Consider the following 25,951-nt stretch of genomic DNA (forward strand, 5'->3'; position numbering starts at 1 on the left):
ACTGACCATTTTGCCGTATTGACCAGAATAGGCGTTCCGGTCAAGATACGGTCGGTTTTGCGCTTCCCGTAGGCAGACTGCAGGTTTCAAGAGCACGTCCAAAGACAGGCCGAAGGCAATGAAGGTGATGCGCACCCAAACGTTGGAGCGCAGTTTACACGCCACGATAAAGAATGACCTCTCAGTCACCACTGACGAACGGTCGTCATTTCCCGTGTGCAAGGCCACTGCCGAGGTCTTTGGAGGTGCCCTTGTGTGCCGATGAGCATCAACCGCCAGGTTCGCCTAGGCGACTTTCTTTTCACCGGAGAGTAACGAGGAATCCATGAAGGTTCTTGTAGCTGTCAAACGCGTTGTCGATTACAACGTGAAAGTTCGCGTCAAGGCGGACAATTCCGGCGTCGACCTTGCTAACGTCAAGATGTCGATGAACCCTTTCTGCGAAATCGCTGTGGAAGAAGCCGTACGCCTGAAAGAGAAAGGCGTGGCGACGGAAATCGTCGTGGTGTCCATCGGGCCGACCACTGCCCAAGAGCAGTTGCGTACCGCTTTGGCCCTGGGCGCCGACCGCGCCATTCTGGTGGAGTCCGCTGAAGAGCTGACCTCCCTGGCCGTTGCCAAGCTGCTCAAGGCCGTTGTCGACAAGGAACAGCCACAACTGGTGATCCTGGGCAAACAAGCCATCGACAGCGACAACAATCAGACTGGCCAGATGCTGGCTGCACTGACCGGTTACGGCCAGGGCACCTTCGCCTCGAAAGTCGAAGTGAGCGGCGACAGCGTTGCGGTCACCCGTGAAATCGACGGCGGCGCGCAGACGGTTTCCCTGAAACTGCCGGCCATCGTCACCACCGACCTGCGTTTGAACGAGCCGCGTTATGCGTCCCTGCCAAACATCATGAAAGCCAAGAAGAAGCCTCTGGAAACGCTGACTCCGGACGCTTTGGGCGTTTCCACCGCCTCTACCAACAAGACCGTCAAAGTCGAAGCGCCGGCTGCACGCAGCGCGGGCATCAAGGTCAAGTCGGTGGCTGAACTGGTCGAGAAACTGAAAAACGAAGCGAAGGTAATCTAATCATGACTATCTTGGTAATCGCTGAACACGACAACAAGGTACTGGCCCCGGCCACCCTGAACACCGTGGCCGCTGCCGCTAAAATCGGTGGGGACATCCACGTGCTGGTTGCTGGTCAGGGCGCTGGCGCCGTGGCTGAAGCGGCTGCAAAAATCGCAGGCGTGAGCAAAGTCCTGAACGCTGACAATGCCGCTTATGCGCATCAGCTGCCGGAAAACGTTGCACCGCTGGTCGCCGAGCTTGGCGCTGGCTACAGCCACATCCTGGCCGCTGCTACCTCCAACGGCAAAAACATCCTGCCACGCGTTGCCGCCCAGCTGGACGTTGACCAGATCTCCGAGATCATCTCGGTAGAAAGCGCCGATACCTTCAAGCGCCCGATCTACGCCGGTAACGCCATCGCCACCGTGCAGTCCAATGCTTCGGTCAAGGTCATCACCGTACGCGCCACCGGTTTCGACCCGGTTGCTGCCGAAGGTGGCTCGGCTGCCGTTGAAGCCGTCTCCGCTGCCCACGACGCTGGCACTTCCAGCTTCGTCGGCGAAGAGCTGGCCAAGTCGGACCGTCCTGAACTGACTGCTGCCAAAATCGTCGTTTCCGGCGGGCGTGGCATGCAGAACGGTGACAACTTCAAACACCTGTACGCCCTGGCCGACAAGCTGGGTGCTGCGGTCGGCGCTTCCCGCGCAGCCGTTGACGCAGGTTTCGTACCCAACGACATGCAGGTCGGCCAGACCGGCAAGATCGTTGCGCCACAGCTGTACATCGCCGTCGGTATCTCCGGCGCGATCCAGCACTTGGCCGGTATGAAAGACTCCAAAGTGATCGTTGCGATCAACAAGGACGAAGAAGCTCCGATCTTCCAGGTTGCCGATTATGGCCTGGTGGCGGACTTGTTCGAAGCCGTACCTGAATTGGAGAAGCTGGTCTAATCCAGCCGCTTCACTTATAAAGAGCCCGGTCTTATGACCGGGCTTTTTTATTCCCTGTAGGAGCGAGCTCGCTTGCGAAAAAACCACAGGCGCCGCATTTATTCAGAACGCACGCGTTATCGTTGACGTTTTTCGCGAGCACTTTAGGAAGGAACATGCCATGGCGCTGCGCCCCTGGACTGTACTGTTGGGCCTTACGCTGCTGCCGAGCCTGACGCTCGCCGCCGGCAAGTGCGAGCGCCTGGTGATCACCGGCAGCCCGGACGCACCGCCTTTACTCTGGCGCGACCCCCAGGACCCTACGCACCTGATCGGCGCGACCGCTGACGTGCTGCAACAAGTGGGCAAGGAGCTCGGGCTGAAAATCGACCTGCTCTACGGCGGCAAACGCTCCCTGGCCCTTGATGAAGCACGCAGCGGGCGCATGGACATTCTCGCCGACGCACCGCTGAACCTGGGTGAACTGGACCACTTCGACTACATCCATCCGGCGCTGATGCAGACCGACTACCTGGTATGGACGCGCAAGGATTCAGCCGTGGTCTATTCCACCGCCGCCGATTTGCACGGCCACAAAGGCGCAGTCTCGGAACGTGCGCGTTTGAGCGCGGAGTTCGAAACCTTCGCCAGCCAGCAACTCAACCTGCAACGCCTGCCCAATTTGACGCCGGCTTTCCAGAAACTGTTGCTCGGTGAGGTGGACTACGTGCTGGCTGGGCGCTATTCCGGCATGGCCATGGCCAAGACCCTGGGCATGAGTAATGACCTGGTGGCCCATGAGGTGCCTGCCGATCAGCCTGGCCTGTACCTGGCGATTTCCCACAACTCGGCCTGCAATGATCCTTGGCTTCGCGGACAGCTGACGAAAAAGATGACAGAATTGCCCGCCTCCGGTGCCGCTCAAGCCGCGCTGCAGCGCAATCTGGAGCGTTGGAAAGCGCAACTGCAACAACCTGTCGGCACCCCAACAAAGTAGGGATTTACAGTGATTTTTCGAGCTCTTTTCGCGGCCCTTGCCGTTGTCGCGCTGGCGGGATGCGCAACCGATCCTGCGCCGATCGAACAAATGCGCCTGACCCAGCAAGCCTTGGAACAAGCCACCGCGGTCGGGGCCAACACCGATGAATCCCCCGAACTGAAGCTGGCCGAAGAAAAATTCGCCCGGGCCAAGGGCAACATGGCCGACCAATCCTACAAGCGAGCGCGGATGCGCGCCGAGCAGGCTGAGCTGGACGCACGCCTGGCCGAAGCCAAAGTGCTGACCGGCAAGAGCCAGGAACAATTGAACGTGCTCAATACCCGTATCACTCGCCTGCGTAAGCAGCTGCAGTTGGGAGAAGCACAATGAGCCCGATGATCCGTGGCCTGAGCTGTGTACTGCTGCTGGGCAGCGTGGCCCTGGGCGGCTGTGCGAGCCAACCCACGAGTGAGCAGGCGTTGCAGCAGGCCGGCGATGACTTTCAAAAGGTCAAGGAAGACGCCAACGTGCTGCGCTTCGCGCCCAAGGACGTGATCCGCGCCGGAGAGTCCCTGGCCCGCGCCGATCGCCTGTCCAGCTACTGGGGCAGCGGCTCCGATGTGGTGCATTACGCCTACCTGAGCCAGCGGTACAGCGCCATCGCCCGAGAGCACACCCAGCAGGGCCTGAATGCCGAGCGCGGCACCCAACTGGAGTTGGAACGTCAGCGCCTGCAACTGGCCTTGCGCGAAAACAAGCTGGCCAGCGTGCAACAGCAGGGCAAGTGGGTTGAAGCGCAAATCGCCAGCCTCACCACCCAGACCGACCGTGGCCTGGTGATGACCCTGGGCGACGTACTGTTCGACACCGGCGAAGCGGAGCTGCAGAACTCGGCCAACCGCACGGTGCTCAAGATCGTGCAATTCCTGCAACTGAACCCCAAGCGTCGGGTGCGCATCGAGGGTTACACCGACAACACCGGTGGCGAGCAGGAAAACCTGAAACTGTCCCGCGACCGGGCTCAATCGGTGGCCGACCTGTTGATGGACCTGGGTATCGATGACAAGCGCATCGAAGTCGAAGGTTATGGCGACCAATACCCGGTGGAAGCCAATGCCTCCGAGCGTGGCCGCGCGCAGAACCGTCGGGTGGAAATTGTGTTCTCTGACGAGAAGGGCCAATTGGGCGCAGCGCGCTAATAGCTGACGCAGATCCAAATTGTGGGAGCGGGCTTGCTCGCGAATGCGGTGGCTCAGTACTGGATGTGCTGACTGACACACTGCCTTCGCGATCAAGCCCGCTCCCACATTTCGTTTCGGCGATGCCCACCCCAGCTCCCCGGCAGTTTTTACTGTCACTCCTGCCCGCGCTCGACTATTGTGGCAACTGTCCCCGTACACTTCTAAACTGTGCCGGTATGTATGTTTCACACAAAAATAAAATGCCCGTGAAATCGAGTGCTGCGTCATGACCAATCTGTTGCTTTACCAACGTATTGCCCAGCAACTGGCTGAGGACATCCGCCGCGGTGTCTACCAACCGGGGGAGCGCGTGCCGTCGGTACGCAAGATGAGTTCCCAGCTCAATGTGAGCCATGCCACGGTGCTGCAGGCCTACGCCAACCTGGAAGACCAGGGGCTGATTCGGGCGCGGCCGCAGTCGGGCTACTACGTGCACCAGACGCCAGCACTCACGGCGCCTACGCCTGATATCGCACGGGTCGAGCGCCCAGGTTTGGTCACCCGTAGCAGTATCATCCAGCAGGTGCTGGTCGAGTCGCGCCGTGAAGGGGTTTTTCCCCTGGGGGCGGCGGTGCCGAGTGTCGACTACCTGCCGGTGCGGGCATTGCATCAGCAATTGGCCAAGGTCACGCGTTTCCAGAGCCCACGGGCGTTCAGCTACATGTTCAGCCCTGGCTTTGAACCCCTGCGGCGCCAGGTGGCGATCCGCATGCGCGATGCCGGGGTGGTAGTGGACCCTTCCGAAGTGGTGATCACCCACGGCTGTGTCGATGCCTTGCAAATGTCGTTGCGCGTGCTGACGCGCCCTGGCGACCTGATCGCGGCTGAATCACCGACCTATTACGGCTTGCTGCAATTGGCTGATCTGCTGGGCCTCAAGGTGATCGAGATCCCCAGTGACCCTGCCACGGGCATGAGCCTGGAAGCCCTGCAACTGGCCGCCAACCAATGGTCGATCAAAGCGCTGGTGCTGACCACGCGCTTGAGTAACCCGCTGGGCGGCACCATGCCAGAGGAGCGGCAGAAACAGTTGCTGCGCCTGGCGTCGGACTTCGATATCCAGATTGTCGAAGATGATATTTACGGCGAGTTGATGTTCGAACTCGGCCGCACCAAAGCCCTCAAGGCCTACGACCGCCTCGACCGGGTGATCTATTGCTCAAGCTTTTCCAAGACCTTGTCGCCGGGCGTACGCATTGGCTGGATGATTGCCGGTAAATACCAGCAGGAAATCCAGCGCCTGCAGATGTTCAGCACGCACTCGGCATGCAGCGTCACCCAGATGGGCGTCGCGGCCTATCTGGAAAACGGTGGCTACGACCGTCATTTGCGCTACATCCGCCAGGAATACCGCAAGAACCTCAGCGCCTTCCAATTGGCGGTGCAGCAGTATTTCCCCGAGGGCACCCAGATGACCCGCCCCACCGGCGGCTTTATCTTGTGGGTCAGTTTGCCGGGGCGGGTCAATACTCAGGAACTGCATGTGCGTGCCCTGCAACAAGGCATCAGCATTGCGCCAGGGTTGATTTTCAGTAATACCGAACAGTTCAACCACTGTATTCGCCTCAATTGCGGCACGCCGTGGAACCGCGAGGCGGAGAGGGCGTTGATGACCCTGGGAATGCTTGCCAGCCAGCTGTGCCAGGAGGCCGCAGCGGGTTTTTGAGGCGAGCAAAGGGGACAAGACTGATCTGTGCCCTTGTCATGCCGCGCACAACAAGCGAGCATATGGCCTTCTGCCGTTAATGCTGTTGGCGATATGACTTCTATTTTTCGCGTTACGTTGATGCTTGGTCTGCTGAGCTTGTGCAATGCCGGTAGCGTGCTGGCTGCAGCGCCGGTGGTTGAAGGCAAGCCTGTTGTTGGTGCCGAGCAAAAGACCTCAGCCAAGCAGCCAACGCCTGCGAAAAAATCCCCCGCCGCGCAAAAGAAAGCCGCTTCGACCAAAAAGCGTGCACCCGTGGCGAGCAAGTCCAAGTCGGCCCATGAGGTCGCCCAGACCAAACTGCCACCGGCACAGTTGGACCTGTCCCTGCCTTCGGACATGGTCAGGCACTTGCAACCCATTGGCACCATGCCCAAGCCCAAGAGCGTGCCTCTGTTGCCGCCGATGTTTGGTGAAAAGCCCACCGACAACAGTGCGTTTCAGATCAACGGCCGCTTGCTCAGCAATGAGATGAAGCTGCAACTGCGTAACGAAGAGCGCCGTGATGTTGAAGGCGCTGCGCTGGATTTCGAATTCAAGCAATAAACTTTCTGAGCACAGGTGACCCAGGTTGCCGACCATCTGTCGCAGACTGGTCGGTCACTTTTGTTTTGTGCGAAAAACTCCTGTTGGGCCATTTTAAAACGGCTGTTTAAGGGCGTACTCTAGCCCGGCCATCCCTATTGAGTCGTCGAGGACCTGCTGGTCATGAAATGCCGTGAAGGCTGTGGCGCCTGCTGCATTGCCCCCTCCATCAGTTCGCCACTACCCGGAATGCCTCAGGGCAAACCCGCTGGCGTTCGCTGCGTACACCTGTCGGTGGAACAACTGTGCCAGTTGTTCGGTCAACCGCAGCGGCCAGCCGTGTGCAGTGATTTCAAGGCCGATATTGAGGTGTGCGGCAACGACCAGGCCGATGCCATCCGCCTGATCGGCTGGTGGGAGCAGATGACGGCGGCTTGATGGGCTTTACTATCGGAACTTCAACAATAAGGAATACAACGATGGGTTCGCTGAAACGAGTGGCTGTGCTGTGCGGTTTTACGCTGTTGTTTGCGGCCACTGCCCAGGCTGAGGATTGGCAAGTCGCCAAGGACGAAGACGGTATCAAGGTGTCCCTGAGCGAGATTGCCGGTTCCAAGTACAAGGCCTATCGCGGCGTGACCGTGATCAAGGCGCCTTTGGCCAAGGTCCAGGCGCTGCAGGAAGATGTGGTCGGTGCTTGCGCATGGATCCATGAATGCAAATCCCAGAAACTCGTCGACAAGAAAGGCGACGAGGCCTGGACCTACACCCAGTTCAAGGCCCCGTTCCCTGTGACGGACCGCGACTCGTACATCCACGTCACCACCACCAAAGCCGCTGACGGCACCGTCACGCGCAAGCTGGAAGGCGTGCCGACCTACAAGCCTGAAGCAAAAGGCTACGTGCGGGTCGCCCAGGTGGAGGGTTTCTGGAAACTGGTGCCAAAGGGCGATAACCAGACCGAAGTCACCTACCAGGTACACACCGAGCCAGGCGGCAGCGTGCCGTCGTGGCTGGCCAACAAGTTTGTGGTGGACGCGCCGTTTAACACCGTGAAAGCCTTGAAAGAACACGCTGAAAAATAAGTGCAGTTGATCCGGTGCCTCCGGCCTTGAGTGGAACGTTTGGCGAGCCCTCACGGTCCAGATAGAAGTAAGCCCACCTATGGGTTTTATCGAGGAGGCACCGATGCCGAAGTGGAATGTTTCTTTCATCAACGACCGCGGCGAGCCGGTAGTCGAGCAATTCGACTGCGAGCATGAGCCGACGCTGGAAGAAGCCGCACAAATGGTGCGCGTGCGTGTGTCGCCGGTGTTGGAAAAGCTGGACCTTAACGATCTTGCCGACCGTGTCCCCGACCCCACGGTCAAGAGCCTGCATGATCAGAATGGTATCAAGGACCTCAAGGTCGAACCCGCGGCCTGAACATTTTCTATAGACCCTTCAGGCACCTCTGGTGGCGGTGACAGCTTCACGCTACTCTGCAATCGAGATCAGCGAATGAATCGCTAAGGTCTGGTCTTGTCAGCTACATGCTTGTTTTCCTGCGGTGTTGTTATGCCGTGGTGCCCGCGCCAGCAGGGCGCGGGGCTTCAGGAAGCACGGAAAGTCTATCCATCGGTGTGAGGAGGACGTTTCATGAGCACAGCCTATCAAGAAGACATCAGCACCAACGTACTGCGCCGCATGAAAGAAGGCGGCTTTGATTTCTCGCGCTTTCACCCCATCGAGTTCTACGCCATTTTCCCGGATGAGGAACGGGCGCGCAGGGCTGCGGGTCGATTTCGTGGGGAGTCCCTCAACGCCCAGGTCAGCGCGCGCGACGATGGCGCCTGGTACCTGGAACTGAGCAAAATCATGTTCGCAACCTACGACGGCATAGGAGACTTCGAGCAAGACTTTGAAGCGGTGGTCGAGCCCCTGGGAGGGATCATCGAAGGATGGGGCGTCAAGCAGGAGGTGCGTGGGTTACCCATGTAGTTGGTATTTATGAGCAGCACAGCGTGTCGGCTGACCTTTGGGTCGGCCGATTTTGTTTGGGCTACCGTCGCAACGGAAACTGCCGTTTCAGGCGCAAAAAAAAGCCACCCGAATAGGGTGGCGGAAAGGGAAGACCGAGGAGTCATCAGTACACGAGTCAATACGTTACTGAATGTGCAAAGGGTTTGGCTGTAGGACACGTCCTGTTCAACCGATGTGGGCGATTATCCGCATGTGCAGGCGGGCAGTGAAATCAACTCTGACTATGCTGTTGATAGCCAAACACCGCATTGCAACGGAGCGTACGGCGTGGCCCAGGCAATTGCGCGCACCAGGACGGTGCGGCAAATCCCCTCGGATTATGCAACTGTTTGATTATCAAGTGTTTATGCCGCTGGCACGGGCCTTGCGAAGGTTCTTGCGTCCGGGTGACAAGGAGTACGGCATGATCCGCACTTATTACGATGAAATGTACGATGGGGCAGGGCAGGTTCGCCCCCATTATCGCGAGTTCGCCCGTTGGTTGGCCGACACCCCTGCCGAACTGCTGGCCCAGCGCCGGCGTGAAGCCGATTTGCTGTTCCATCGCGCCGGCATCACCTTCACCCTCTACGGGGACGAACAAGGCACCGAGCGTCTGATCCCCTTCGATACCATCCCCCGCAGCATTCCGGCGAGTGAATGGCGGGTTGTCGAACGCGGTTGCATCCAGCGGGTCAAGGCGCTGAACCTGTTCCTCACCGACCTGTACCACGACCAACGCATCATCAAGGCCGGCATCATCCCCGCCGAGCAGGTATTGGCCAACGAGCAATACCAACTGGCAATGCAGGGCCTGGACTTGCATCGCGATATCTATTCGCACATCTCCGGGGTGGACCTCGTACGCGATGGCGACGGCACGTACTACGTGCTCGAAGACAACCTGCGCACGCCCAGCGGTGTCAGCTACATGCTCGAAGACCGCAAGATGATGATGCGTCTGTTCCCCGAGCTGTTCGCGGCCCAGCGCATCGCGCCCATCGACCATTACCCCAACCTGCTGCTCGACACCCTGAAAAGCGCCAGCCCCCTGGATAACCCCAGTGTGGTAGTACTGACGCCCGGGCGTTTCAACAGCGCATTCTTCGAACATGCCTTCCTGGCTCGGGAAATGGGTGTGGAGTTGGTGGAAGGCGCGGATTTGTTCGTGCGCGATGACCGTGTGTTCATGCGCACCACCGATGGACCCAAGGCTGTCGATGTGATCTACCGTCGCCTCGATGATGCATTTCTAGATCCCTTGGCATTCAACCCCGACTCGATGCTTGGTGTACCCGGCTTGCTCGCTGCCTACCGTTGCGGCAATGTGGTGCTGGCCAACGCCATTGGCACCGGAGTCGCGGACGGCAAATCGGTTTATCCGTTCGTCACCGAGATGATCCGCTTCTACCTCGATGAAGAGCCGATCCTGCAGAACGTTCCGACTTTTCAATGCCGTAAGCCTGACGAGTTGTCCCACGTGCTGGCCAACCTGCCCGACCTGGTGGTCAAGGAAACCCAGGGCTCCGGTGGTTACGGCATGCTGGTTGGCCCGGCGTCTACGACCGCAGAAATCGAAGCGTTCCGGGCGCGTATCAAGGCCAAGCCACACGCCTATATCGCGCAGCCGACCCTGTGCTTGTCCACCTGCCCGACCTTTGTCGAAAACGGCATCGCCCCGCGCCATATCGACCTGCGCCCCTTCGTGTTGTCCGGCAAGGACACCCGCGTGGTGCCGGGTGGCCTGACCCGTGTGGCGCTGCGCGAAGGCTCGCTGGTGGTCAACTCGTCCCAGGGCGGCGGAACCAAAGACACCTGGGTGGTCGAGGACTGATGCCATGTTGAGTAGAACTGCCTCGGATTTGTACTGGATGTCACGTTACCTGGAGCGTGCCGAAAACCTCGCACGCATGCTCGATGTCAGCTATTCGCTGTCGCTGATGCCCCAGGACGGGCGCGGCGATGGCCTGCACGAATTGGCCATGCCGCTGTTGATCACCGGCACTCTGGACGATTACCACGAGCGCCATGGCCCATTGCACGCTGAACGCTTGCTGCACTTTTTTGCCTTGGACGCGGCCAACCCGGCGAGCATCTACAGCTGTCTGGGTGCGGCGCGGGCCAGCGCCCATGCGGTACGTGGGCGGATCACCGCCGACATGTGGGAAAACATCAACGCCACCTGGCTGGACATTCGCGATATCGCCCAGCAGGGGCTCAGCCATTACGGCATGAGCCGGTTTTGTGAGTGGGTCAAGGAGCGTTCCCATCTGTTTCGGGGCGCCACGTACGGCACCATCATGCGCAACGATGCCTTCCGCTTTATCCGCCTGGGCACTTTTATTGAGCGTGCCGATAACACCCTGCGCCTGCTGGATGCCCGCTACGAAATGGCCGGCGAACAGGCGGCGGCGGTCAGCGATGGTACGGCTCACGCTTATTACCAATGGAGTGCGTTGCTGCGCGCTCTGTCGTCGTTCGAGGCGTACACCGAGATTTATCGCGATGCGCCGGGCGCTCGGCAAGTGGCCGAACTGCTGCTCTTACGCGCGGATGTGCCGCGTTCGCTGCGTGCTTGCAGCGAAGAGATCGACCAGATCCTCGCGAGCCTGCCAGGCCTCAATGGTCGCCCGGCCCAGCGCCTGGCCGCCGAGATGGATGCGCGCCTGCGCTTTACGGCCATCGACGAAATCCTCGAGGAAGGCCTGCATGCCTGGCTGACCGACTTTATCCCCTTGGTCCGCCAGTTGGGCGACGCCATCTACAGTTCCTACCTGGAGGCGGCATGAGACTCTCCATCAGCCACGACACCACCTACCACTACGAAGACCAGGTGCGCGCCAGCATCCAGTACCTGCGCCTGACCCCCCATGACAGCGAGCGCCAGCACGTGCTGAGCTGGCAACTCGACCTGCCGCGCCCGGTGCGGGCGCAGGTGGACCCCTTCGGCAACATATTGCATGTGCTCACGCTGGACGAACCCCATGACGCCATCATCATTGGCGCTCGGGGCGTGGTGGAGATCGATGAATGGCGCGAGGCCGAACACGAAAGCCAGTCTGCCTTTCCGTTCCTGCGCTCCACGCGCCTCACCGAGCCCGACGACGCCCTGCGCGGGTTTGCCGAGCAAAACTGCCATCAGCGTCGCGACCGCACGGCGCTTATCGACTTGATGCAGGCGCTGAACCACACCATGGTCTACACCCCCGGCGCGACTGACGTCGATACCTGCGCCGCCCAAGCCTTCGCAGGGGCCGCTGGGGTGTGCCAGGACCATACCCATGCGTTCCTGGCCTGCGCACGTAGCCTGGGGATCCCGGCGCGGTATGTGTCGGGGTATTTGTACACCGAAGACAGCGCGCACCTGGCCAGTCATGCCTGGGCCGAAGCCTGGCTGGATGACGCCTGGTGCAGCTTTGACGTGACCAACCAACTGGCGCGGCCGGAGCGGCACTTGAAGCTGGCCGTCGGCCTGGACTACCTCGACGCCTGCCCGGTACGCGGCATGCGCCGTGGCGGTGGGCATGAGCAGATGCACGCCAAGGTATTCGTGGCGCCGCAGCAATGACCGATAACTGTCGGAGCAAGCTTGCTTGATCGTTCCCACGCTCTGCGTGGGAATGCAGCCCAGGACGCTCCGCGTCCCATGGCGTGACGCATAGCATCACAAGAGGCGTTACCACGCAGAGCGTGGGAACGATCGATAACTGTCGGAGCAAGCTTGCTTGATCGTTCGCACGCTCTGCGTGGGAATGCAGCCCAGGACGCTCCGCGTCCCATAGCGTGACGCAGAGCATCACGAGAGGCGTTACCACGCAGAGCGTGGGAACGATCGAGAATGCCACCGTGGCGCATAGACGCCTCGGCTTGGGCGAGTCCATCCAATTACAACTTGCGGCCCGCCATATGCCGCAAATACCCCACCAGCAAGTCCAACTCATTGTCTGGCAATACACTGGCTGTAAACGCCGGCATCTTCGCCTGTGGCCAATGCCTCAGGCTTTGCGGGTCGCGGATGTAACGCTTGAGAAAATCGCCGCTGAAATACTCGGTCGGGTTGTAGGGCACATTCAAGTCCGGCCCCATCTGGGCATCACCGCCGCCATTGAGGCGATGGCACGCCAGGCAGTTCTTCTGGAACAACGCGAAGCCTTGGTTGATCGGGTCGTTCGCCGCCAGCTTAGGGTCGGGCAATAACGCCGGGAAACGCTCGCCAACCGTCTGCAACTGTTTGAACCTGGAGACCTGGAACGGCCACTGTTCCGGGCTGATACGTCCGGCTTGAGGGTTGGTCCAGACCAGATAGAACGGTCCGGCGCTGGGCTTGCCCTGTGCCAGTGGTGGCCATGGATGGGCCGGGTCTTCCACGGCCAGCCAGGCGCGGGCGCCGTTTTTTTCCAGCAACGGCGCGGCGGCAAGTTCGGCGGCAAAACCATCAAGGGCAACGGCTTGCAGGTGGTTCGCAGATTTAAGGCCCGGCAAGAGCACCGCGAGGGGCACCGCACGATAGGTCATGTTGCGCTTGTAGGACACATCATCAACGATCTGCACCGTCTGAGCGTCGGGATGCTTGAGCAGCTCGGCGGTCTCCCAGGTGTTGTGGGTGTGGTCCAACTCGATGGTCAACTGTGCCGCCGCCGCAGGCAGGCTCAGCAGCAGGGCAAAAAGGGCGAGGATCGGTTTCAAGGCACAGGCCCGTTGCGAGAGAGTGAGGGCGCACACGATAACGGAAAACGGCAGGTAAAAAGACAGCCCCTGCAACAGGAGCGCTAAGCGCAATGTCCTGGCAGGTGCTGCCAAAAGCTGCAGGCCTGGTGCGGTGTGTGCACGGAAGCTGGGAGTGTCACCCAATAACCTTGGTTAAATTGGGCAAGATCAGAATCAAGGTGGTGGCGAACAGGATAAGTCCCGCCTGACGTACTTTCGATTGTTTGAACATGGCTGACTGCCTTTTCTTTTGTTGTTATTCCTGAGCGTCAAATGCGTGCCGTTGAAGTCAGTATCGCGAGGTGACGTTGCACTTTTCTTACAGCTGCTCCAGCAAAACCCGGCAGCAGCGTCTTACAGATTCAACCTTAGAGCGCCCGTTCTTTCTGGCTTAGACTCATTTCATATCAGCTAAGAAGTATTTGCGCTAAAAACGGCATGAGGCTTATTGCCATCTTGGCGCCAGCCCTAGGGCTAGACGGCTAAAACGATTAATCAGGCATTTCCCGTAGGTACCTACCGTTCGTCCGAGCGAGGGGGTCAAAAGCAATGAGCGCATCCGTCATTGAAACCGTGTCAATCGGGCCTAAGGTAGGGGCACACACCCATAGCGGTTCGAGGATGTCATGACCCAAGCTTTGATCTTTGATGCGATACGCACGCCCCGGGGAAAAGGCAAGGCCGACGGTGCCCTGCACAGCGTCAAGCCTGTAAACCTGGTGGCCGGCTTGCTCACGGCGCTGGCGCAGCGCAGCGACCTCGACACCCGCCAAGTGGATGACATCGTCCTTGGCTGCGTCACCCCCGTGGGCGACCAGGGCGCCGATATCGCCAAGACCGCCGCGCTGGTGGCCGACTGGGATGTCAGTGTTGCCGGTGTACAGGTCAATCGCTTCTGCGCGTCGGGCCTGGAGGCGGTGAACCTGGGAGCGATGAAGGTGCGTTCCGGCTTCGAAGACCTGGTGGTTGTTGGCGGCGTCGAGTCCATGTCCCGCGTGCCCATGGGCAGCGATGGCGGCGCCTGGGTGCTCGACCCGCAAACCAATATGCACAGCCACTTCACGCCCCAAGGCATTGGCGCCGACCTGATCGCCACCCTGGAAGGCTTCACACGCCAGGATGTCGACACCTTTGCCCTACAGTCCCAGCAGAAAGCCGCCAGGGCGCGGGCAGACGGTTCCTTCAATAAGTCGCTGATCGCGGTGCACGACCAGAACGGCATTGTGCTGCTGGACCATGACGAATTTATCCGCGGCGACTCAACCCTCGAAGGCTTGGGCAAGCTCAAGCCGAGCTTCGAAATGATGGGCCAGATGGGCTTCGACGCCACCGCGTTGCGGGTCTATAGCCACGTGGAGCGCATCCACCATGTGCACACGCCGGGCAACAGTTCCGGCATTGTGGATGGCGCCGCGCTGATGCTGATCGGTTCCGAGGCCAAAGGCCGTGAACTGGGCCTGCAACCGCGGGCGCGTATTGTCGCCACGGCGGTGACCAGCACCGACCCGACCATCATGCTCACCGGCCCCGCGCCGGCCACTCGCAAAGCACTGGCCAAAGCCGGCCTGCGGGTTGAAGACATCGACCTGTTCGAAGTCAACGAAGCCTTTGCTTCGGTCGTGCTCAAGTTCATCAAGGACATGGGCATCGACACCGCACGGGTCAATGTCAACGGCGGCTCCATCGCCATGGGCCATCCCTTGGGCGCCACCGGCTGCGCGATTCTCGGCACCTTGCTCGACGAGCTCGAGGTGCGCCAGCAACGCTACGGCCTGGCCACCTTGTGTGTGGGCGGTGGCATGGGGATCGCCACCATTATCGAACGCCTCTGAGCCTAAGGAATTTGTCATGACCGATGCCATTCGTTACGAAAAAGGCCAGGACCAGATCGTGGTACTGACCCTGGACATGCCCGGCCAGAGCGCCAACACCATGAACGCCGCCTACCGTGAAGCCATGGCGGCCACCCTCGCGCGCCTGGAAGCGGAAAAGGACGAGATCGCCGGGGTGGTGATCACCTCGGCCAAGAAAACCTTTTTTGCCGGTGGCGACCTCAATGAGCTGGTCAAGGTCGATAAAGCCCATGCCAAGTCGTTCTACGACAGTGTCTTGGTATTGAAAACGCAATTACGCCGCCTGGAAACCCTCGGCAAACCGGTGGTGGCCGCGATCAATGGCGCGGCCTTGGGCGGTGGTTGGGAAATTTGCCTGGCCTGCCATCACCGGGTCGCGCTGGACGACAAGTCCGTGCAGTTGGGTTTGCCGGAAGTCACCCTTGGCCTGTTGCCCGGGGGCGGTGGCGTGGTGCGCATGGTGCGCATGCTGGGCCTGGAAAAAGCCTTGCCGTATTTGCTCGAAGGCAAAAAGGTGCGGCCCGCCCAGGCCCTGCAAGCGGGTTTGATTGATGAGTTGGCGGCGGATCGCGAGGCATTGCTGGCCCAAGCCCGTGCCTGGATTCTGGCTAATCCGCAGGCCAGGCAACCCTGGGACACCAAGGGCTACGCGATTCCCGGCGGCACGCCATCCCACCCTAAAGTCGCACAGATGCTCGCCATTGCGCCGTCGATCTTGCGTAGCAAGACCCAGGGCTGCTTCCCCGCGCCGGAGAAAATCCTGTGTGCAGCGGTCGAGGGCGCCCAAGTGGACTTCGACACCGCGCACCTGATCGAAACCCGTTACTTCACCGAACTGGTGACCGGGCAAGTGGCGAAGAACATGATCGGCACCTTCTGGTTCCAGCTCAACCAAATCAACGCCGGCAGCTCGCGACCGCAGGGTTTTGCGCCTTATGTAACGCGCAAAGTCGGCGTGCTCGGCGCCGGGATGATGGGCGCGGGCATCGCCTATGTCAGTGCCTGTGCGGGGATCGAGGTGGTGCTCAAAGACATCACCCTGACCGCCGCCGAAAAAGGCAAAGCTCATTCGGCCGCATTGCTGGACAAGAAAGTCAGCCGTGGGCAATTGACCGCCGAACAGCGCGAAACCACCCTGGCGCGCATTCATCCTACGCAGGATGACGCCGACCTGGTCGGCTGCGACCTGATCATCGAAGCCGTATTCGAAGACCGCGCACTCAAGGCCAAGGTTTCGGCCGCAGCGCAAAGCGTGGTGGGGGCCGACGCGGTGATCGCCTCCAACACCTCCACCTTGCCCATCAGCGGTCTGGCCACGGCGGTGCCTGATCAAGCCAGGTTCATCGGCCTGCACTTCTTCAGCCCCGTGGACAAGATGCCCTTGGTGGAAATCATCAAGGGGGCGCGCACCAGCGACGAAACCCTGGCCCGAGGTTTTGACTTCGTACTGCAAATCAAGAAAACCCCGATTGTGGTCAACGACAGTCGCGGTTTCTTTACCTCGCGGGTATTCGGCACCTTTACCAACGAAGGCATCGCCATGCTCGGCGAAGGCGTGGCGGCGCCGATGATCGAGACCGAAGCGCGCAAGGCCGGCATGCCAGTGGGGCCGCTGGCGGTGTCCGATGAAGTGTCCCTCAGCCTGATGAGCCATATCCGACAGCAAACGGCCAAGGACCTGCAGGCCGAAGGCAAGGCTATGCCGAACCATCCGGCGACGGCGGTGATTGATCTGTTGGTGAACGAATACAAGCGCACGGGCAAGGCGGCCGGCGGTGGTTTTTACGACTATCCCGCTGGCGGCCAGAAGCACCTGTGGCCTGAGCTGAAAAACCGGTTCGAACAGCCCGGCAAGCAAATCTCCCCCCAGGATGTGCGTGACCGCTTGCTGTTTATCCAAGCCATCGAAACCGTGCGCTGTGTGGAGGAGGGCGTGTTGATGTCCACGGCGGATGCCAACGTTGGTTCAATCTTCGGCATCGGTTTTGCCGCTTGGAGTGGCGGCGCGTTGCAGTTTATCAACCAGTACGGGCTGAACGACTTCATCGCCCGCGCCCGCTACCTCGCCGAGGAGTACGGGGAGCGCTTCTCGCCGCCGACGTTGTTGTTGGAAAAAGCCGCAAAAGGCGAGCGGTTTTAGACGTTTCACTGTAGGAGCGAGCTTGCTCGCGAAAAACGCACAGGCAACGCTTTTATCGAGGATACCTGCGTTATCGTTGACGTTCTTCGCGAGCAAGCTCGCTCCTACAGTGAGTGTGGGCGCCCATTGAGGGCTTGCTTTGAGGGTGTATTTCAAGGCAGGCTCTGGGTGTGCAATATTCCCATCGCCGTGTCAGGTATTTTTTATGTCGCTACGCGTCTGCATCCTGGAAACCGATATTCTGCGTCCCGCTTTGATCGATGAGTACCAAGGCTATGGGCAGATGTTCAAGCGCCTGTTCGCCAAGCAACCGATAGCCGCCGAGTTTGTGGTCTACAACGTGGTGCAAGGCGAGTACCCGCCGGATGACGAAGTGTTTGACGCCTACCTGATCACCGGCAGCAAGGCCGATTCGTTCGGTACCGACCCTTGGATCCAGACGCTCAAAACCTACCTGCTCACGCGTTATGAGCGCGGCGACAAGCTGCTGGGCGTGTGCTTCGGCCATCAGTTGCTCGCGCTGCTGCTGGGCGGCAAGGCCGAACGTGCCAGCCAGGGCTGGGGCATGGGCACCCACGCCTACAAACTGGATGCCAAGACGCCATGGATGAGCCCCGAGGTGCCGCAGCTGACGCTATTGATCAGCCACCAGGACCAAGTCACCACCTTGCCAGAAAACGCCACCGTGATCGCCTCCAGCGAATTCTGCCCGTTTGCCGCGTATCACATTGGCGACCAGGTGCTGTGCTTCCAGGGCCATCCGGAGTTTGTTCACGACTATTCCCGTGAGTTGCTGGAAATACTTCAGACAACCCTGGGTGAAAAGGTCTACAGCAACGGCGTGGCCAGCCTGGAGCGCGACCACCACGGCGTGACCGTGGCGGAGTGGATGATGCGCTTTGTGGCGCACCAGCCTGAAGCCAAGGCTTAAAGCCAGCCCGAACGCTTGAAGCTGGCCCATAAACCGGTACAGCCCAAGGTAATAAAACCGAGCACCGCAAAATAGCCGTAGTGCCATTGCAGCTCGGGCATGTTCTGGAAGTTCATCCCGTAAATCCCCGCCACCGCCGTGGGGAACGCCAGGATCGCCGCCCACGCGGCGAACTTGCGCTGCACCACGCTCTGGCGCGACGCCTCCAGCAACACACCGATCTCGATGGTCTGGCTGGCAATGTCGCGCAGGGTGGTGAGGTCTTCCATCTGTCGCGTAACGTGGATTTGCACATCACGAAAATACGGGCGCATGTTCTTGTCGATAAACGGGAAGCTGAGCTTCTGCAACTCTTGGCTGATTTCCACCATCGGCGCCACATGCCGCTTGAGCCGCAGGACGTCACGACGCAGCCCGTGGAGGTGCTGGATATCGCGCTCATTGAGTGAACTGCACAGCACGTTGCGCTCCAGCTCATCGATCTCGGCATGGATCGCCTCGCTCACCGGCTGATAGTTTTCAGTGACAAAATCCAGCAACGCATAGAGTACGAAATCTTCCCCATGCTCCAGCAACAACGGGCGCGCCTCACAGCGTTGGCGCACAAAGCCGTAGGACGCCGAGTGACCGTTGCGTGCGGTTATGATGTAGCCGTTGCCGGCAAAAATATGGGTTTCGATAAACTCCAGCTTGCCGTTCTCGCGCACCGGTGAGTAGGTGACGATAAACAGCGCGTCGCCGAAGGTTTCCAGCTTCGGGCGGCTGTGTTTTTCCATGGCGTCTTCGATCGCCAGCTCGTGCAGGTTGAACTGGCGTTGCAGGTTGTTCAGTTCCTGGGCGCTGGGTTCTTCCAGGCCGATCCACACAAAGTGCCCAGGTTTGGCGGCCCAGGCCGCGCCTTCATCGAGAGTGATATCCGAGACTTTCTTACCGGCGCTGTAGACGGCAGCCGCAACAACTCTACCCATGGTGCTGATCACTTCTTATCAAGAGGACAGATGTTGGGCAGCTTAGCCTGAATGGCGTTCCGTTGTTGCTGGCTGATATCACTGATCGTTCCCACGCTCTGCGTGGGAATGCCGCCCGTGACGCTCCGCGTCACCCTAAGCGTGCGCCTACGCGCGTTGCAGTTCGCGGTCCATCTGTGCAATGCATTCATCCATCTGCGTCTGACACGTCAGCAGCAACTGAGGGATGTCATCCACCGTCAACCCACAGGTAGGAATCGGCGGCAACGAGCGTATCAGCACACTGCCGCTGTCCCAACGATTGAGCTTCATCTGCGTCACGTAATTGCTGACACACACCTGCACGATAGGCACACCGGCCGCAATCGCCATATGGAACGCGCCTTTCTTGAACGGCAACAACCCTTTGCCCAGGTTGCGCGTACCTTCCGGGAACACCCAGATTGACGTGTCCTCATGCTGCAAGGTATGCGTGGTCGTCAGCATCGCACGCCGGGCCTTGTGCGCATTGCCGCGGTCGATCAGCACATTGCCCGCCAGCCAGAACAACTGGCCGAACAGTGGTACCCATTTCAGGCTTTTCTTGGCGATGCAGACCGTGCGGTGGGGCACTACATTGCCGAACACAAACAAATCGTAATTGGACTGATGGTTGGCGATCACCACGCAGGTACCGGGCTTGTCGCGCAGCGAGTCGACGTCGGTCTTCACGTTCAAGCCCAAGATCCGCATGGCCGGCAACGCATAGAGGCGAGCGCAGAGACGGCTGTTGTCCGGGTTGAACGGCCGGCACACACCGACCAACACACCCAACACGCCAGCGATCATAAAATGCAGGCTCATCAACAACATACGCAACAGAAAAAGCATCGACACGGCCCATCGGGACAAAAGGTGGCGCAGTGTACGGATGTGCACTGTATTCGGCAATTGCCCCTACAGACGTAGGAGATAGCCGATGTTTAAGCGCATGTTTCCACATGGGCCGATAACGGCTAGCTAGAGCGGCTACGGACGTTTCACATTTATAGGTAAGAAAAAGCCCGACTCAAGGTCGGGCTCTGGCGCAGCAGGGGTAGGACTTAGCTCAGGCTATGGCCCTGATCCTGGATGATTGCATCGTCCAGGGCTTCGAGCAGCGCGCGGCGTACTTTCAACTTGGTGTGCTTGTGGGCGTTCATATTGATCTTCTTCAGCTGCCGCGCTGCTTCCAGTGCTGCAGCGTGCAGTTCTTCGGGTGCCACCACCTTGTCGAGGAAACCGGCGTGCAAGGCGCCTTGCGGATCAAACATCTCGGCATTGATCACCGAACGCTGAAACGCCGACTTACGCAGGCGATCCCGCGCCAACTCGATACCGGCATGGTGCATGGTCATGCCAATCGCCACTTCATTCAGACCAATGCTAAACGGGCCTTCGACGCCAATCCGATAATCGGCCGACAACAACAGGAACGCGCCTTTGGCCACCGCATGGCCAGGGCAGGCCACGATCACCGGGAACGGATGCGCCAACATCCGCCGCGCCAGGGTCGAACCCAAGGTCACCAGGCTGATTGCCTCTTTAGGGCCAGCGGTCATCACCTTCAAATCATAACCACCCGACAAAATCCCCGGCGTGCCCGTGATGATCACCACTGCCCGATCCTTCTCGGCCTGATCCAGCGCCGCATTAAACTCACTGATCACCGCCGGAGAAATGGCATTAACCTTGCCGTTGCTCAGGGTCAGGGTCGCGATACCGTCTTCGAAGTGGTAGGCAATCAACTCACTCATGACGCGGTTCCTTGTAGGGCTTGTTATAGAGATAGATGCGCAGACGTTACTCACCACGCCCGCGCGGGTAAAGCGCCGTGACTGACTACCCAGTCAGGCTTTTCCTGCATCCCCAAGGGTAGACGCCCCGGAGCAGGGCGCAGCAAGCGCTCCAGACGCGTGCCGCCGATGCCTGAGAATGGCACAATCACCACCCCTTGCCGGACGGTGAATGGCATAACGGTCTAACCGCATGAAAATTCTGAAAAAAACCTTTGCCATCAGAAAGGCTTTCGACTACATTAGCGCGCCTCGACAGACTGAACTGGTTTGACGAGATACGGTGAAGTGTCCGAGTGGCTTAAGGAGCACGCCTGGAAAGTGTGTATACAAGAAATTGTATCGAGAGTTCGAATCTCTCCTTCACCGCCAAATTCGATGTAAACAAAACCCCTGGTTTCGAAAGAAACCAGGGGTTTTGTGATTTCTGGGGTTTGAAAAGTACAACTTTTATCAGCTCAGTTGTCTGGCCTTTCAGTCTGCGGCCCCATGACGTCACGCCCTATGCCTAAGCCCGACCTCAATGCCTATGCCGATGATGCACATCCGGAAAATGCGCATGGCTATGCCTCATCACTCCATGTGCGTGCACATGACTATGAGGCACCTTCGAGTCCCACTCAAACCCATGCTCATGCTGATGATGCTCATCATGCACATGCCAGTGTCCATGTTCCGTTGCCTCATGCAGATGCTCATGGGCATGCCGCTCCGTCAGGTGCAGCCACACGCCTACGGCCATCAGTGCCGAGGCAATCCAGAACGCCACGGTCACCGACTCGCCAAATACCAGCAACGCCACTGCGGCACCGAGAAAGGGTGCCGTGGAGAAGTAAGCGCCGGTGCGCGCGCTGCCCAGCCCGCGGAGGGCCAGCACGAACATCACCAGGCTGATGCCATAGCCGAGGAAACCTACCAGTAGAATCGGCGCCAGTTGCGCCACGCCCGGAATCTGCGCCCCCAGGTAAAGCGCCAGGCTGCAATTCACCAACCCCGCAATCAAGCCCTTGGCCCCAGCGATAAAGAGCGCGTCAGACGCCGACACCTTGCGCGTCAGGTTGTTATCAATGCCCCAGCACAAACACGCCAGCGCAACGGCGAGCGGTCCGGTCCAGTCCTGATGGCTGCTGTCAGCACCGGACCACGACAACACCACGCCGCCCAACACAATGGCGAGCATGCCGAGGACGATGCGTCGGTCGGCGTTTTCGCGGAACACGACCCAGGCGATCACGGCGGTCAGTACCGACTCAAGGTTGAGCATCAGGGAGGCGCTGGCGCTGGTGGTGCGGGTCAGGCCGAACATCAATGCAACGGGGCCGAGGATGCCGCCGAAGGCGATGGCGCCGAGTAGCCAGGGCCATTCCGATGGGGTTAGCCCGGTAGGTTTCCAGCCGCGATCACGGATCAAGCGCACACCGGCAAGGCCGATGCCGCTGCCGAGGTAGAGCAGGCCGGCGAGCAGGATGGGAGAGAGGCCCAGGCCAAGGCTTTTGGCCAGCGGGGTGCTGGCCCCGAACAGGGCGGCGGCGGCGAGTGCGTAAGCGATACTGAGATTCATGGGCCATCCTCGAAGGTCAGGCCCATGATACGTCGCTTACCGGGGTCAGCGCCCTGGCAATTTCGTACTTTATTGCGCGGTTTTCAGCTTGATCACATCACCGGAGATCTTGGTGGTGTAGCCGTTCAATACCCAAGCCCAGAACCACTTTTCCTGCACTTGTGTGTTGATCAACGCGTCGCCGCCCTTGGCCTTGATGGCTGCATCCTGGGCGCGTACGAAGCGGTTGTTCTGGCCGATGGGGATGACGCCCAGCAGCATGATGCCGGTGGCGCTGGCTTCGCTGTGGCCGAGGACGGTGTATTGGCTGGCGTCGTATTGCTGGGTTTTCATGGCGGTGCCGGTGCAACCTGCCAGGGTGAAACCAAGTACGGCTGCTGCAACGACTTTACTGACGTATTTCACTCATAACTCCATAGGTTCAATCTCGAGATTCAATTCTCGGGGGGCGACACTCTAAGCGCTCAGTTGGCAGATTGAAATCAATCAGCGAGGCTGGGTCGCAGTCTGGCGGGTACTGCGCGGTGATCCCATTGCAGCCTGGTTGGGGCTCGACAGCGCCCACATTTATTCTTCGGCGTGTCAGAGATGCAGCCACGCCAGGCCACCCAACATCACCGCCACCCCGCCGGCGGTGTACGACATGCGTTTGAGCCATTCCTTGCGCGTGAGCAGGGTAATCGCCGCCAATGAAATCGCGATCTGAATCGCCGTCATCGCCTGGGCCCAGCGATGGTGCTGGTGCAGCGCTTCCTCGGATTTGTGGTCCCAGTCCCGTGAAGTGGCCTCAAGCGTTTCGGCCTGTTTACGCACTTCTTCCTTCTGGCGCTTGTAGCGCTCGATCTCCGCCTGGTAATGCGCCGCATCCACGCCGGGAATATGGCTGGCCAGTTCTGCCAGGTTCTGGCGGCTGGATTTGGCCTGGTAGTAGTTCCACTGGTTAGCGGCTTCGGTCTTGATGATGGCGGCGTTGTTCTTGTCCATCGCAGCTTCACTTTCGCTGGAGCCGGCCTGATAGCTGAGCATGGCACCGACGGTCGCCATGATCGCGGTCATCACGGCGATACGACTGGCAAAGCTATCGCCGCGGCCGTGAGCATGCTCGGTGGTGTGTTCAAGGTGTTTTTCGTGGGGGCTGGGAACTTCGAAGGCTTCGGACATGGGGCGACCGCGAACGGATTGAGGTGCGCTGATTGTTCACCAGCGCAGCTGTCTCAAGCCTGTACGTAACGCTGCAAACCTGCCACCAGTGCATCGAATGTCACCCGGCAGCGTGGGCTGTTGCGCAGGTCTTCGTGCATGCTGACCCAAGTGTCCATTTTAAACGCGAAGCCGTCAGGCAGCACTCGGCGCATACGTGGGTCGCGCTGGGCCAGTTGTACCTGGCACCCACCGATGCCGGCACCGGCGCGGATCATTGCCAGTTGCGCCAGGTCGCTGTCGCTACTGATGGCGAAGGCGTTGCGCTCAAAACCCTTGATTGCCAGGCTGCGGATAAATGCAGTGGCTTGATCAAAGCCGATGACGGAGTGGCCGGCCAGGTCGTGCATGTGTTGGGGGATGCCGTGTTGCTGCAGGTAATCGTCACGGGCATGCAGGCCGACTTCGATCAGGCCGATACGCCGCGCCAGCAGCTGCTCCTGGCTGGGGCGCACCATGCGCACGGCAATGTCGGCTTCCAGCTGCAGCAGGTCGCTCAAGCGGTTGGTCAGCACCAGTTCCACCTTCAGGTGCGGGTGTTCCCGGCGCAATTGCGTGATGATCGGCGGCAGTACCTCCACACCCACCACTTCACTGGCCGATACTCGTACCACGCCGCGCACCTCATCGCCTTGGGACGAGGCGGCGCGTTCAAGGGCGGCGGCGGTACGCGCCATGGTTTCTGCATGCGCCCGCAGTGTGTGGGCGACCGTAGTGGGTAATAAGCCTGAGGGCGAGCGGGTGAACAACACGACGCCCAGCGCCGTTTCCAGCGCGGCGATGTGCCGCCCTACCGTGGGTTGGGTGATGCCGAGCTGCCGTGCGGCCCCCGACAGCGATCCTTCCTTGAGTACACCGAGAAATGACCGGTAAAGCTCCCAACCGATATTCGTAGCCATACATAAATGTATAGCGGCTCGATACTCTTGGGCAATTCCTCTATAGCTGTTCCGCATCCAACATACCCTCATCAACCAACAGTGGGAGAGGGTGATGAGCAAGGTTCTGGTTTTGGGTGCAACCGGTGGCATTGGTGGCGAAGTGGCGCGGCAGTTGAGCGCGGCGGGCTGGGAGGTGCGGGCGTTGACTCGGGATCTGATCAAGGCTCGCAGCCAAAATCCTGTTTTTACGTGGCTAAAAGGCGATGCCCTGAATCGCGACGACGTGATCGCGGCCGCCCGGGGCTGCGCGGTAATCGTGCACGGCGTCAATCCGCCGGGTTATCGCAAATGGGCCGAGTGGGTGTTGCCGATGATCGACAACTCCATTGCGGCGGCCATCTGCGAAGGCGCGACAGTCGTGCTGCCCGGCACGGTCTACAACTTCGGGCCGGATGCATTCCCTGTGCTGCACGAAGACTCACCCCAGCACCCGCTGACTCGCAAGGGCGCGATCCGTGTGCAGATGGAGCAGCGCTTGCGAGCCGCTTCCACTCAGGGCGCCCGGGTGGTGATTGTGCGCGCTGGGGATTTTTTCGGCGCCAGGGTGGCCAATAACTGGTTTGCCCAAGGCTTGGTCAAACCCGGCAAACCGGTGCACACCATCCGCTACCCAGGCGATTACGGCGTGGCCCATCAATGGGCTTATCTGCCGGACGTAGCGCGTACAATGCTTGAGTTGATTGAGCGTCGTGCCAGTCTTGGCGCCTTCGCCTGCTTTCATATGGCTGGGTACATGGATGCGGACGGTACGCAGATGGCTAAGACGATCCAGCGTGTGGTGCTGCGCAGGACGGGCCAGCAACCCAGGGTCGGCGCGTTTCCCTGGTGGTTGTTGAACTGGGCGGCGCCTTTTGTCGTCACCGTGCGTGAGATGCAGGAGATGCGCTACCTGTGGCAAACACCGTTGCGCCTGGATAACCAGCGCCTGCTCGCGACGCTCGGCCATGAGCCCCACACACCGCTGGAACAGGCGGTGGAGGCCACCCTGGTTGGCCTGGGTTGCCTGCCTACTTGCGTTTGATCAGGCGTGCATACACGGCGAGGTTGACCACCACCACCACGGCCCCCAGCACTAATTGAGTATTCGCAGTCAGCCCGGCTGGGTAGATCATCGTCAGAATGTAATGCTCGATAAACCCACCGCCATAACCATCCTGCCCGGCCAAGTGGCGAAACAGGTTTTCCCAACGGGTGAGTGGGCAGGGCAGGTGCAGCACCTCTACCGCGATGCCCCAGGCAACGGCGGGCAGGTGCAGCCACATTACCCGGGGCCACTTCAGGGTGAGCAGGCCGCCGAACAGCACGAACAGGATAAAGGCCAGGTGGAACAGCACGAGGCCGTCGGCGGCTAGGCGGTAGAGCATGTGTGAGCTCGATGTAAGGTGAAGGGATAGGTGAA

General features: G+C 59.9%; 28 protein-coding genes and 1 tRNA gene. 19 read left to right on the forward strand and 10 right to left on the reverse strand.

Going from position 1 to position 25,951, the window contains the following annotated elements; all coding sequences use genetic code 11:
* The first annotated feature begins 325 nt into the window (after positions 1 to 325).
* The 14 genes from HU730_RS19420 to HU730_RS19485 all read left to right on the forward strand — a co-directional run bounded on the left by HU730_RS19420 (position 326) and on the right by HU730_RS19485 (position 12,005).
* A complete protein-coding gene (locus HU730_RS19420; protein ID WP_014719538.1) occupies positions 326 to 1,075 on the forward strand; it encodes an electron transfer flavoprotein subunit beta/FixA family protein in 750 nt (249 codons plus the stop codon).
* Positions 1,076 to 1,077: 2 nt separating this feature from the next.
* On the forward strand, positions 1,078 to 2,007 hold the full coding sequence (locus HU730_RS19425) for an FAD-binding protein (RefSeq protein ID WP_034120769.1): 930 nt from the start codon (positions 1,078 to 1,080) through the stop codon (positions 2,005 to 2,007).
* A 160-nt stretch (positions 2,008 to 2,167) separates the two neighbouring features.
* Positions 2,168 to 2,983 carry a transporter substrate-binding domain-containing protein gene (locus HU730_RS19430; protein WP_186526556.1) on the forward strand — a complete coding sequence of 272 codons (816 nt, stop codon included), beginning with the start codon at positions 2,168 to 2,170 and terminating at the stop codon, positions 2,981 to 2,983.
* Positions 2,984 to 2,992: 9 nt separating this feature from the next.
* Entirely contained in the window at positions 2,993 to 3,355 is a 363-nt protein-coding gene (locus tag HU730_RS19435) for a DUF4398 domain-containing protein (RefSeq protein ID WP_003193475.1), read from the forward strand.
* Positions 3,352 to 4,164, forward strand: a complete 813-nt coding sequence (locus tag HU730_RS19440; RefSeq protein WP_034126751.1) for an OmpA family protein — start codon at positions 3,352 to 3,354, stop codon at positions 4,162 to 4,164. Before HU730_RS19435 ends, HU730_RS19440 begins: the two co-directional genes overlap by 4 nt.
* Before the next feature lie 268 nt (positions 4,165 to 4,432).
* Positions 4,433 to 5,872 carry a PLP-dependent aminotransferase family protein gene (locus HU730_RS19445; RefSeq protein ID WP_003193472.1) on the forward strand — a complete coding sequence of 480 codons (1,440 nt, stop codon included), beginning with the start codon at positions 4,433 to 4,435 and terminating at the stop codon, positions 5,870 to 5,872.
* Between the two features lie 93 nt (positions 5,873 to 5,965).
* Complete coding sequence (locus HU730_RS19450) at positions 5,966 to 6,457, forward strand: translation initiation factor 2 (RefSeq protein WP_096143569.1); 492 nt, start codon at positions 5,966 to 5,968, stop codon at positions 6,455 to 6,457.
* A gap of 162 nt (positions 6,458 to 6,619) precedes the next feature.
* Positions 6,620 to 6,874, forward strand: coding sequence for a YkgJ family cysteine cluster protein (locus HU730_RS19455; RefSeq protein ID WP_034126753.1), 255 nt, complete (start codon positions 6,620 to 6,622; stop codon positions 6,872 to 6,874).
* A gap of 41 nt (positions 6,875 to 6,915) precedes the next feature.
* Entirely contained in the window at positions 6,916 to 7,521 is a 606-nt protein-coding gene (locus HU730_RS19460; RefSeq protein ID WP_186526555.1) for an START domain-containing protein, read from the forward strand.
* A 79-nt stretch (positions 7,522 to 7,600) separates the two neighbouring features.
* The gene (locus HU730_RS19465) at positions 7,601 to 7,861 is read left to right on the forward strand and encodes a hypothetical protein (protein ID WP_034126755.1); all 261 of its coding nucleotides are present in this window, start codon (positions 7,601 to 7,603) and stop codon (positions 7,859 to 7,861) included.
* A gap of 213 nt (positions 7,862 to 8,074) precedes the next feature.
* A complete protein-coding gene (locus HU730_RS19470; RefSeq protein WP_003193463.1) occupies positions 8,075 to 8,416 on the forward strand; it encodes a ribonuclease E inhibitor RraB in 342 nt (113 codons plus the stop codon).
* A 445-nt stretch (positions 8,417 to 8,861) separates the two neighbouring features.
* Positions 8,862 to 10,271, forward strand: a complete 1,410-nt coding sequence (locus tag HU730_RS19475) for a circularly permuted type 2 ATP-grasp protein (protein ID WP_186526554.1) — start codon at positions 8,862 to 8,864, stop codon at positions 10,269 to 10,271.
* Positions 10,272 to 10,275: 4 nt separating this feature from the next.
* Complete coding sequence (locus HU730_RS19480) at positions 10,276 to 11,226, forward strand: alpha-E domain-containing protein (protein ID WP_034126756.1); 951 nt, start codon at positions 10,276 to 10,278, stop codon at positions 11,224 to 11,226.
* Entirely contained in the window at positions 11,223 to 12,005 is a 783-nt protein-coding gene (locus HU730_RS19485) for a transglutaminase family protein (protein WP_186526553.1), read from the forward strand. Before HU730_RS19480 ends, HU730_RS19485 begins: the two co-directional genes overlap by 4 nt.
* A gap of 317 nt (positions 12,006 to 12,322) precedes the next feature.
* Here HU730_RS19485 and HU730_RS19490 read toward each other — a convergent pair whose 3' ends face one another.
* Positions 12,323 to 13,123, reverse strand: a complete 801-nt coding sequence (locus HU730_RS19490; RefSeq protein WP_186526552.1) for a cytochrome c — start codon at positions 13,121 to 13,123, stop codon at positions 12,323 to 12,325.
* Between the two features lie 647 nt (positions 13,124 to 13,770).
* Between HU730_RS19490 and HU730_RS19495 the strand changes: the two genes are divergently transcribed.
* From HU730_RS19495 to HU730_RS19505, 3 genes are all read left to right on the forward strand, one after another.
* Positions 13,771 to 14,976, forward strand: coding sequence for an acetyl-CoA C-acetyltransferase (locus tag HU730_RS19495; RefSeq protein ID WP_034126758.1), 1,206 nt, complete (start codon positions 13,771 to 13,773; stop codon positions 14,974 to 14,976).
* Between the two features lie 16 nt (positions 14,977 to 14,992).
* Positions 14,993 to 17,137, forward strand: a complete 2,145-nt coding sequence (locus HU730_RS19500) for a 3-hydroxyacyl-CoA dehydrogenase NAD-binding domain-containing protein (RefSeq protein WP_106118062.1) — start codon at positions 14,993 to 14,995, stop codon at positions 17,135 to 17,137.
* A 205-nt stretch (positions 17,138 to 17,342) separates the two neighbouring features.
* Positions 17,343 to 18,068 (forward strand): amidotransferase, encoded by a 726-nt coding sequence (locus HU730_RS19505; protein WP_032901593.1) that lies wholly within the window; start codon positions 17,343 to 17,345, stop codon positions 18,066 to 18,068.
* Here the strand turns inward: HU730_RS19505 and HU730_RS19510 are convergent.
* The 4 genes from HU730_RS19510 to HU730_RS19525 all read right to left on the reverse strand — a co-directional run bounded on the left by HU730_RS19510 (position 18,065) and on the right by HU730_RS19525 (position 21,029).
* Positions 18,065 to 19,036 carry a magnesium and cobalt transport protein CorA gene (locus HU730_RS19510; RefSeq protein WP_003193449.1) on the reverse strand — a complete coding sequence of 324 codons (972 nt, stop codon included), beginning with the start codon at positions 19,034 to 19,036 and terminating at the stop codon, positions 18,065 to 18,067. The two genes, HU730_RS19505 and HU730_RS19510, sit on opposite strands and share 4 nt — an antisense overlap.
* 147 nt (positions 19,037 to 19,183) lie before the next feature.
* Positions 19,184 to 19,906, reverse strand: coding sequence for a 1-acylglycerol-3-phosphate O-acyltransferase (locus HU730_RS19515; RefSeq protein WP_096143565.1), 723 nt, complete (start codon positions 19,904 to 19,906; stop codon positions 19,184 to 19,186).
* Between the two features lie 212 nt (positions 19,907 to 20,118).
* Positions 20,119 to 20,811, reverse strand: coding sequence for a crotonase/enoyl-CoA hydratase family protein (locus tag HU730_RS19520; RefSeq protein ID WP_186526551.1), 693 nt, complete (start codon positions 20,809 to 20,811; stop codon positions 20,119 to 20,121).
* Positions 20,812 to 20,861: 50 nt separating this feature from the next.
* Complete coding sequence (locus HU730_RS19525; protein WP_155290843.1) at positions 20,862 to 21,029, reverse strand: hypothetical protein; 168 nt, start codon at positions 21,027 to 21,029, stop codon at positions 20,862 to 20,864.
* Between the two features lie 103 nt (positions 21,030 to 21,132).
* Here HU730_RS19525 and HU730_RS19530 point away from each other — a divergent pair.
* Positions 21,133 to 21,222 (forward strand) — tRNA-Ser (locus HU730_RS19530).
* A gap of 148 nt (positions 21,223 to 21,370) precedes the next feature.
* Here the strand turns inward: HU730_RS19530 and HU730_RS19535 are convergent.
* From HU730_RS19535 to HU730_RS19550, 4 genes are all read right to left on the reverse strand, one after another.
* Positions 21,371 to 22,411, reverse strand: a complete 1,041-nt coding sequence (locus HU730_RS19535) for a DMT family transporter (RefSeq protein ID WP_186526550.1) — start codon at positions 22,409 to 22,411, stop codon at positions 21,371 to 21,373.
* Positions 22,412 to 22,480: 69 nt separating this feature from the next.
* Positions 22,481 to 22,816 (reverse strand): hypothetical protein, encoded by a 336-nt coding sequence (locus tag HU730_RS19540; protein ID WP_003193349.1) that lies wholly within the window; start codon positions 22,814 to 22,816, stop codon positions 22,481 to 22,483.
* Between the two features lie 177 nt (positions 22,817 to 22,993).
* Entirely contained in the window at positions 22,994 to 23,572 is a 579-nt protein-coding gene (locus HU730_RS19545) for a DUF4337 domain-containing protein (protein WP_003193347.1), read from the reverse strand.
* 53 nt (positions 23,573 to 23,625) lie between these two features.
* Positions 23,626 to 24,510, reverse strand: a complete 885-nt coding sequence (locus HU730_RS19550) for a LysR family transcriptional regulator (protein ID WP_186526549.1) — start codon at positions 24,508 to 24,510, stop codon at positions 23,626 to 23,628.
* A gap of 94 nt (positions 24,511 to 24,604) precedes the next feature.
* Between HU730_RS19550 and HU730_RS19555 the strand changes: the two genes are divergently transcribed.
* Positions 24,605 to 25,573: an NAD-dependent epimerase/dehydratase family protein gene (locus HU730_RS19555; RefSeq protein WP_014719514.1), complete on the forward strand. Its 969-nt coding sequence runs from the start codon at positions 24,605 to 24,607 to the stop codon at positions 25,571 to 25,573.
* Here the strand turns inward: HU730_RS19555 and HU730_RS19560 are convergent.
* On the reverse strand, positions 25,560 to 25,916 hold the full coding sequence (locus HU730_RS19560; RefSeq protein ID WP_014719513.1) for a DUF2784 domain-containing protein: 357 nt from the start codon (positions 25,914 to 25,916) through the stop codon (positions 25,560 to 25,562). The two genes, HU730_RS19555 and HU730_RS19560, sit on opposite strands and share 14 nt — an antisense overlap.
* Positions 25,917 to 25,951 lie beyond the last annotated feature (35 nt).

Origin of the sequence: Pseudomonas sp. SWRI22 (assembly GCF_014268395.2) — a bacterium.
GTDB lineage: Bacteria > Pseudomonadota > Gammaproteobacteria > Pseudomonadales > Pseudomonadaceae > Aquipseudomonas > Aquipseudomonas paracarnis.

Bases quoted from the DNA above. Each gene is read 5' to 3' on its own strand.
- HU730_RS19420 (WP_014719538.1), top strand. From the start codon at position 326: ATGAAGGTTCTTGTAGCTGTCAAACGCGTTGTCGATTACAACGTGAAA.
- HU730_RS19425 (WP_034120769.1), top strand. From the start codon at position 1,078: ATGACTATCTTGGTAATCGCTGAACACGACAACAAGGTACTGGCCCCG.
- HU730_RS19430 (WP_186526556.1), top strand. From the start codon at position 2,168: ATGGCGCTGCGCCCCTGGACTGTACTGTTGGGCCTTACGCTGCTGCCG.
- HU730_RS19440 (WP_034126751.1), top strand. From the start codon at position 3,352: ATGAGCCCGATGATCCGTGGCCTGAGCTGTGTACTGCTGCTGGGCAGC.
- HU730_RS19445 (WP_003193472.1), top strand. From the start codon at position 4,433: ATGACCAATCTGTTGCTTTACCAACGTATTGCCCAGCAACTGGCTGAG.
- HU730_RS19450 (WP_096143569.1), top strand. From the start codon at position 5,966: ATGACTTCTATTTTTCGCGTTACGTTGATGCTTGGTCTGCTGAGCTTG.
- HU730_RS19455 (WP_034126753.1), top strand. From the start codon at position 6,620: ATGAAATGCCGTGAAGGCTGTGGCGCCTGCTGCATTGCCCCCTCCATC.
- HU730_RS19460 (WP_186526555.1), top strand. From the start codon at position 6,916: ATGGGTTCGCTGAAACGAGTGGCTGTGCTGTGCGGTTTTACGCTGTTG.
- HU730_RS19465 (WP_034126755.1), top strand. From the start codon at position 7,601: ATGGGTTTTATCGAGGAGGCACCGATGCCGAAGTGGAATGTTTCTTTC.
- HU730_RS19470 (WP_003193463.1), top strand. From the start codon at position 8,075: ATGAGCACAGCCTATCAAGAAGACATCAGCACCAACGTACTGCGCCGC.
- HU730_RS19475 (WP_186526554.1), top strand. From the start codon at position 8,862: ATGATCCGCACTTATTACGATGAAATGTACGATGGGGCAGGGCAGGTT.
- HU730_RS19480 (WP_034126756.1), top strand. From the start codon at position 10,276: ATGTTGAGTAGAACTGCCTCGGATTTGTACTGGATGTCACGTTACCTG.
- HU730_RS19485 (WP_186526553.1), top strand. From the start codon at position 11,223: ATGAGACTCTCCATCAGCCACGACACCACCTACCACTACGAAGACCAG.
- HU730_RS19495 (WP_034126758.1), top strand. From the start codon at position 13,771: ATGACCCAAGCTTTGATCTTTGATGCGATACGCACGCCCCGGGGAAAA.
- HU730_RS19500 (WP_106118062.1), top strand. From the start codon at position 14,993: ATGACCGATGCCATTCGTTACGAAAAAGGCCAGGACCAGATCGTGGTA.
- HU730_RS19505 (WP_032901593.1), top strand. From the start codon at position 17,343: ATGTCGCTACGCGTCTGCATCCTGGAAACCGATATTCTGCGTCCCGCT.
- HU730_RS19510 (WP_003193449.1), bottom strand. From the start codon at position 19,036: ATGGGTAGAGTTGTTGCGGCTGCCGTCTACAGCGCCGGTAAGAAAGTC.
- HU730_RS19515 (WP_096143565.1), bottom strand. From the start codon at position 19,906: ATGCTTTTTCTGTTGCGTATGTTGTTGATGAGCCTGCATTTTATGATC.
- HU730_RS19520 (WP_186526551.1), bottom strand. From the start codon at position 20,811: ATGAGTGAGTTGATTGCCTACCACTTCGAAGACGGTATCGCGACCCTG.
- HU730_RS19525 (WP_155290843.1), bottom strand. From the start codon at position 21,029: ATGCCATTCACCGTCCGGCAAGGGGTGGTGATTGTGCCATTCTCAGGC.
- HU730_RS19535 (WP_186526550.1), bottom strand. From the start codon at position 22,411: ATGAATCTCAGTATCGCTTACGCACTCGCCGCCGCCGCCCTGTTCGGG.
- HU730_RS19545 (WP_003193347.1), bottom strand. From the start codon at position 23,572: ATGTCCGAAGCCTTCGAAGTTCCCAGCCCCCACGAAAAACACCTTGAA.
- HU730_RS19550 (WP_186526549.1), bottom strand. From the start codon at position 24,510: ATGGCTACGAATATCGGTTGGGAGCTTTACCGGTCATTTCTCGGTGTA.
- HU730_RS19555 (WP_014719514.1), top strand. From the start codon at position 24,605: ATGAGCAAGGTTCTGGTTTTGGGTGCAACCGGTGGCATTGGTGGCGAA.
- HU730_RS19560 (WP_014719513.1), bottom strand. From the start codon at position 25,916: ATGCTCTACCGCCTAGCCGCCGACGGCCTCGTGCTGTTCCACCTGGCC.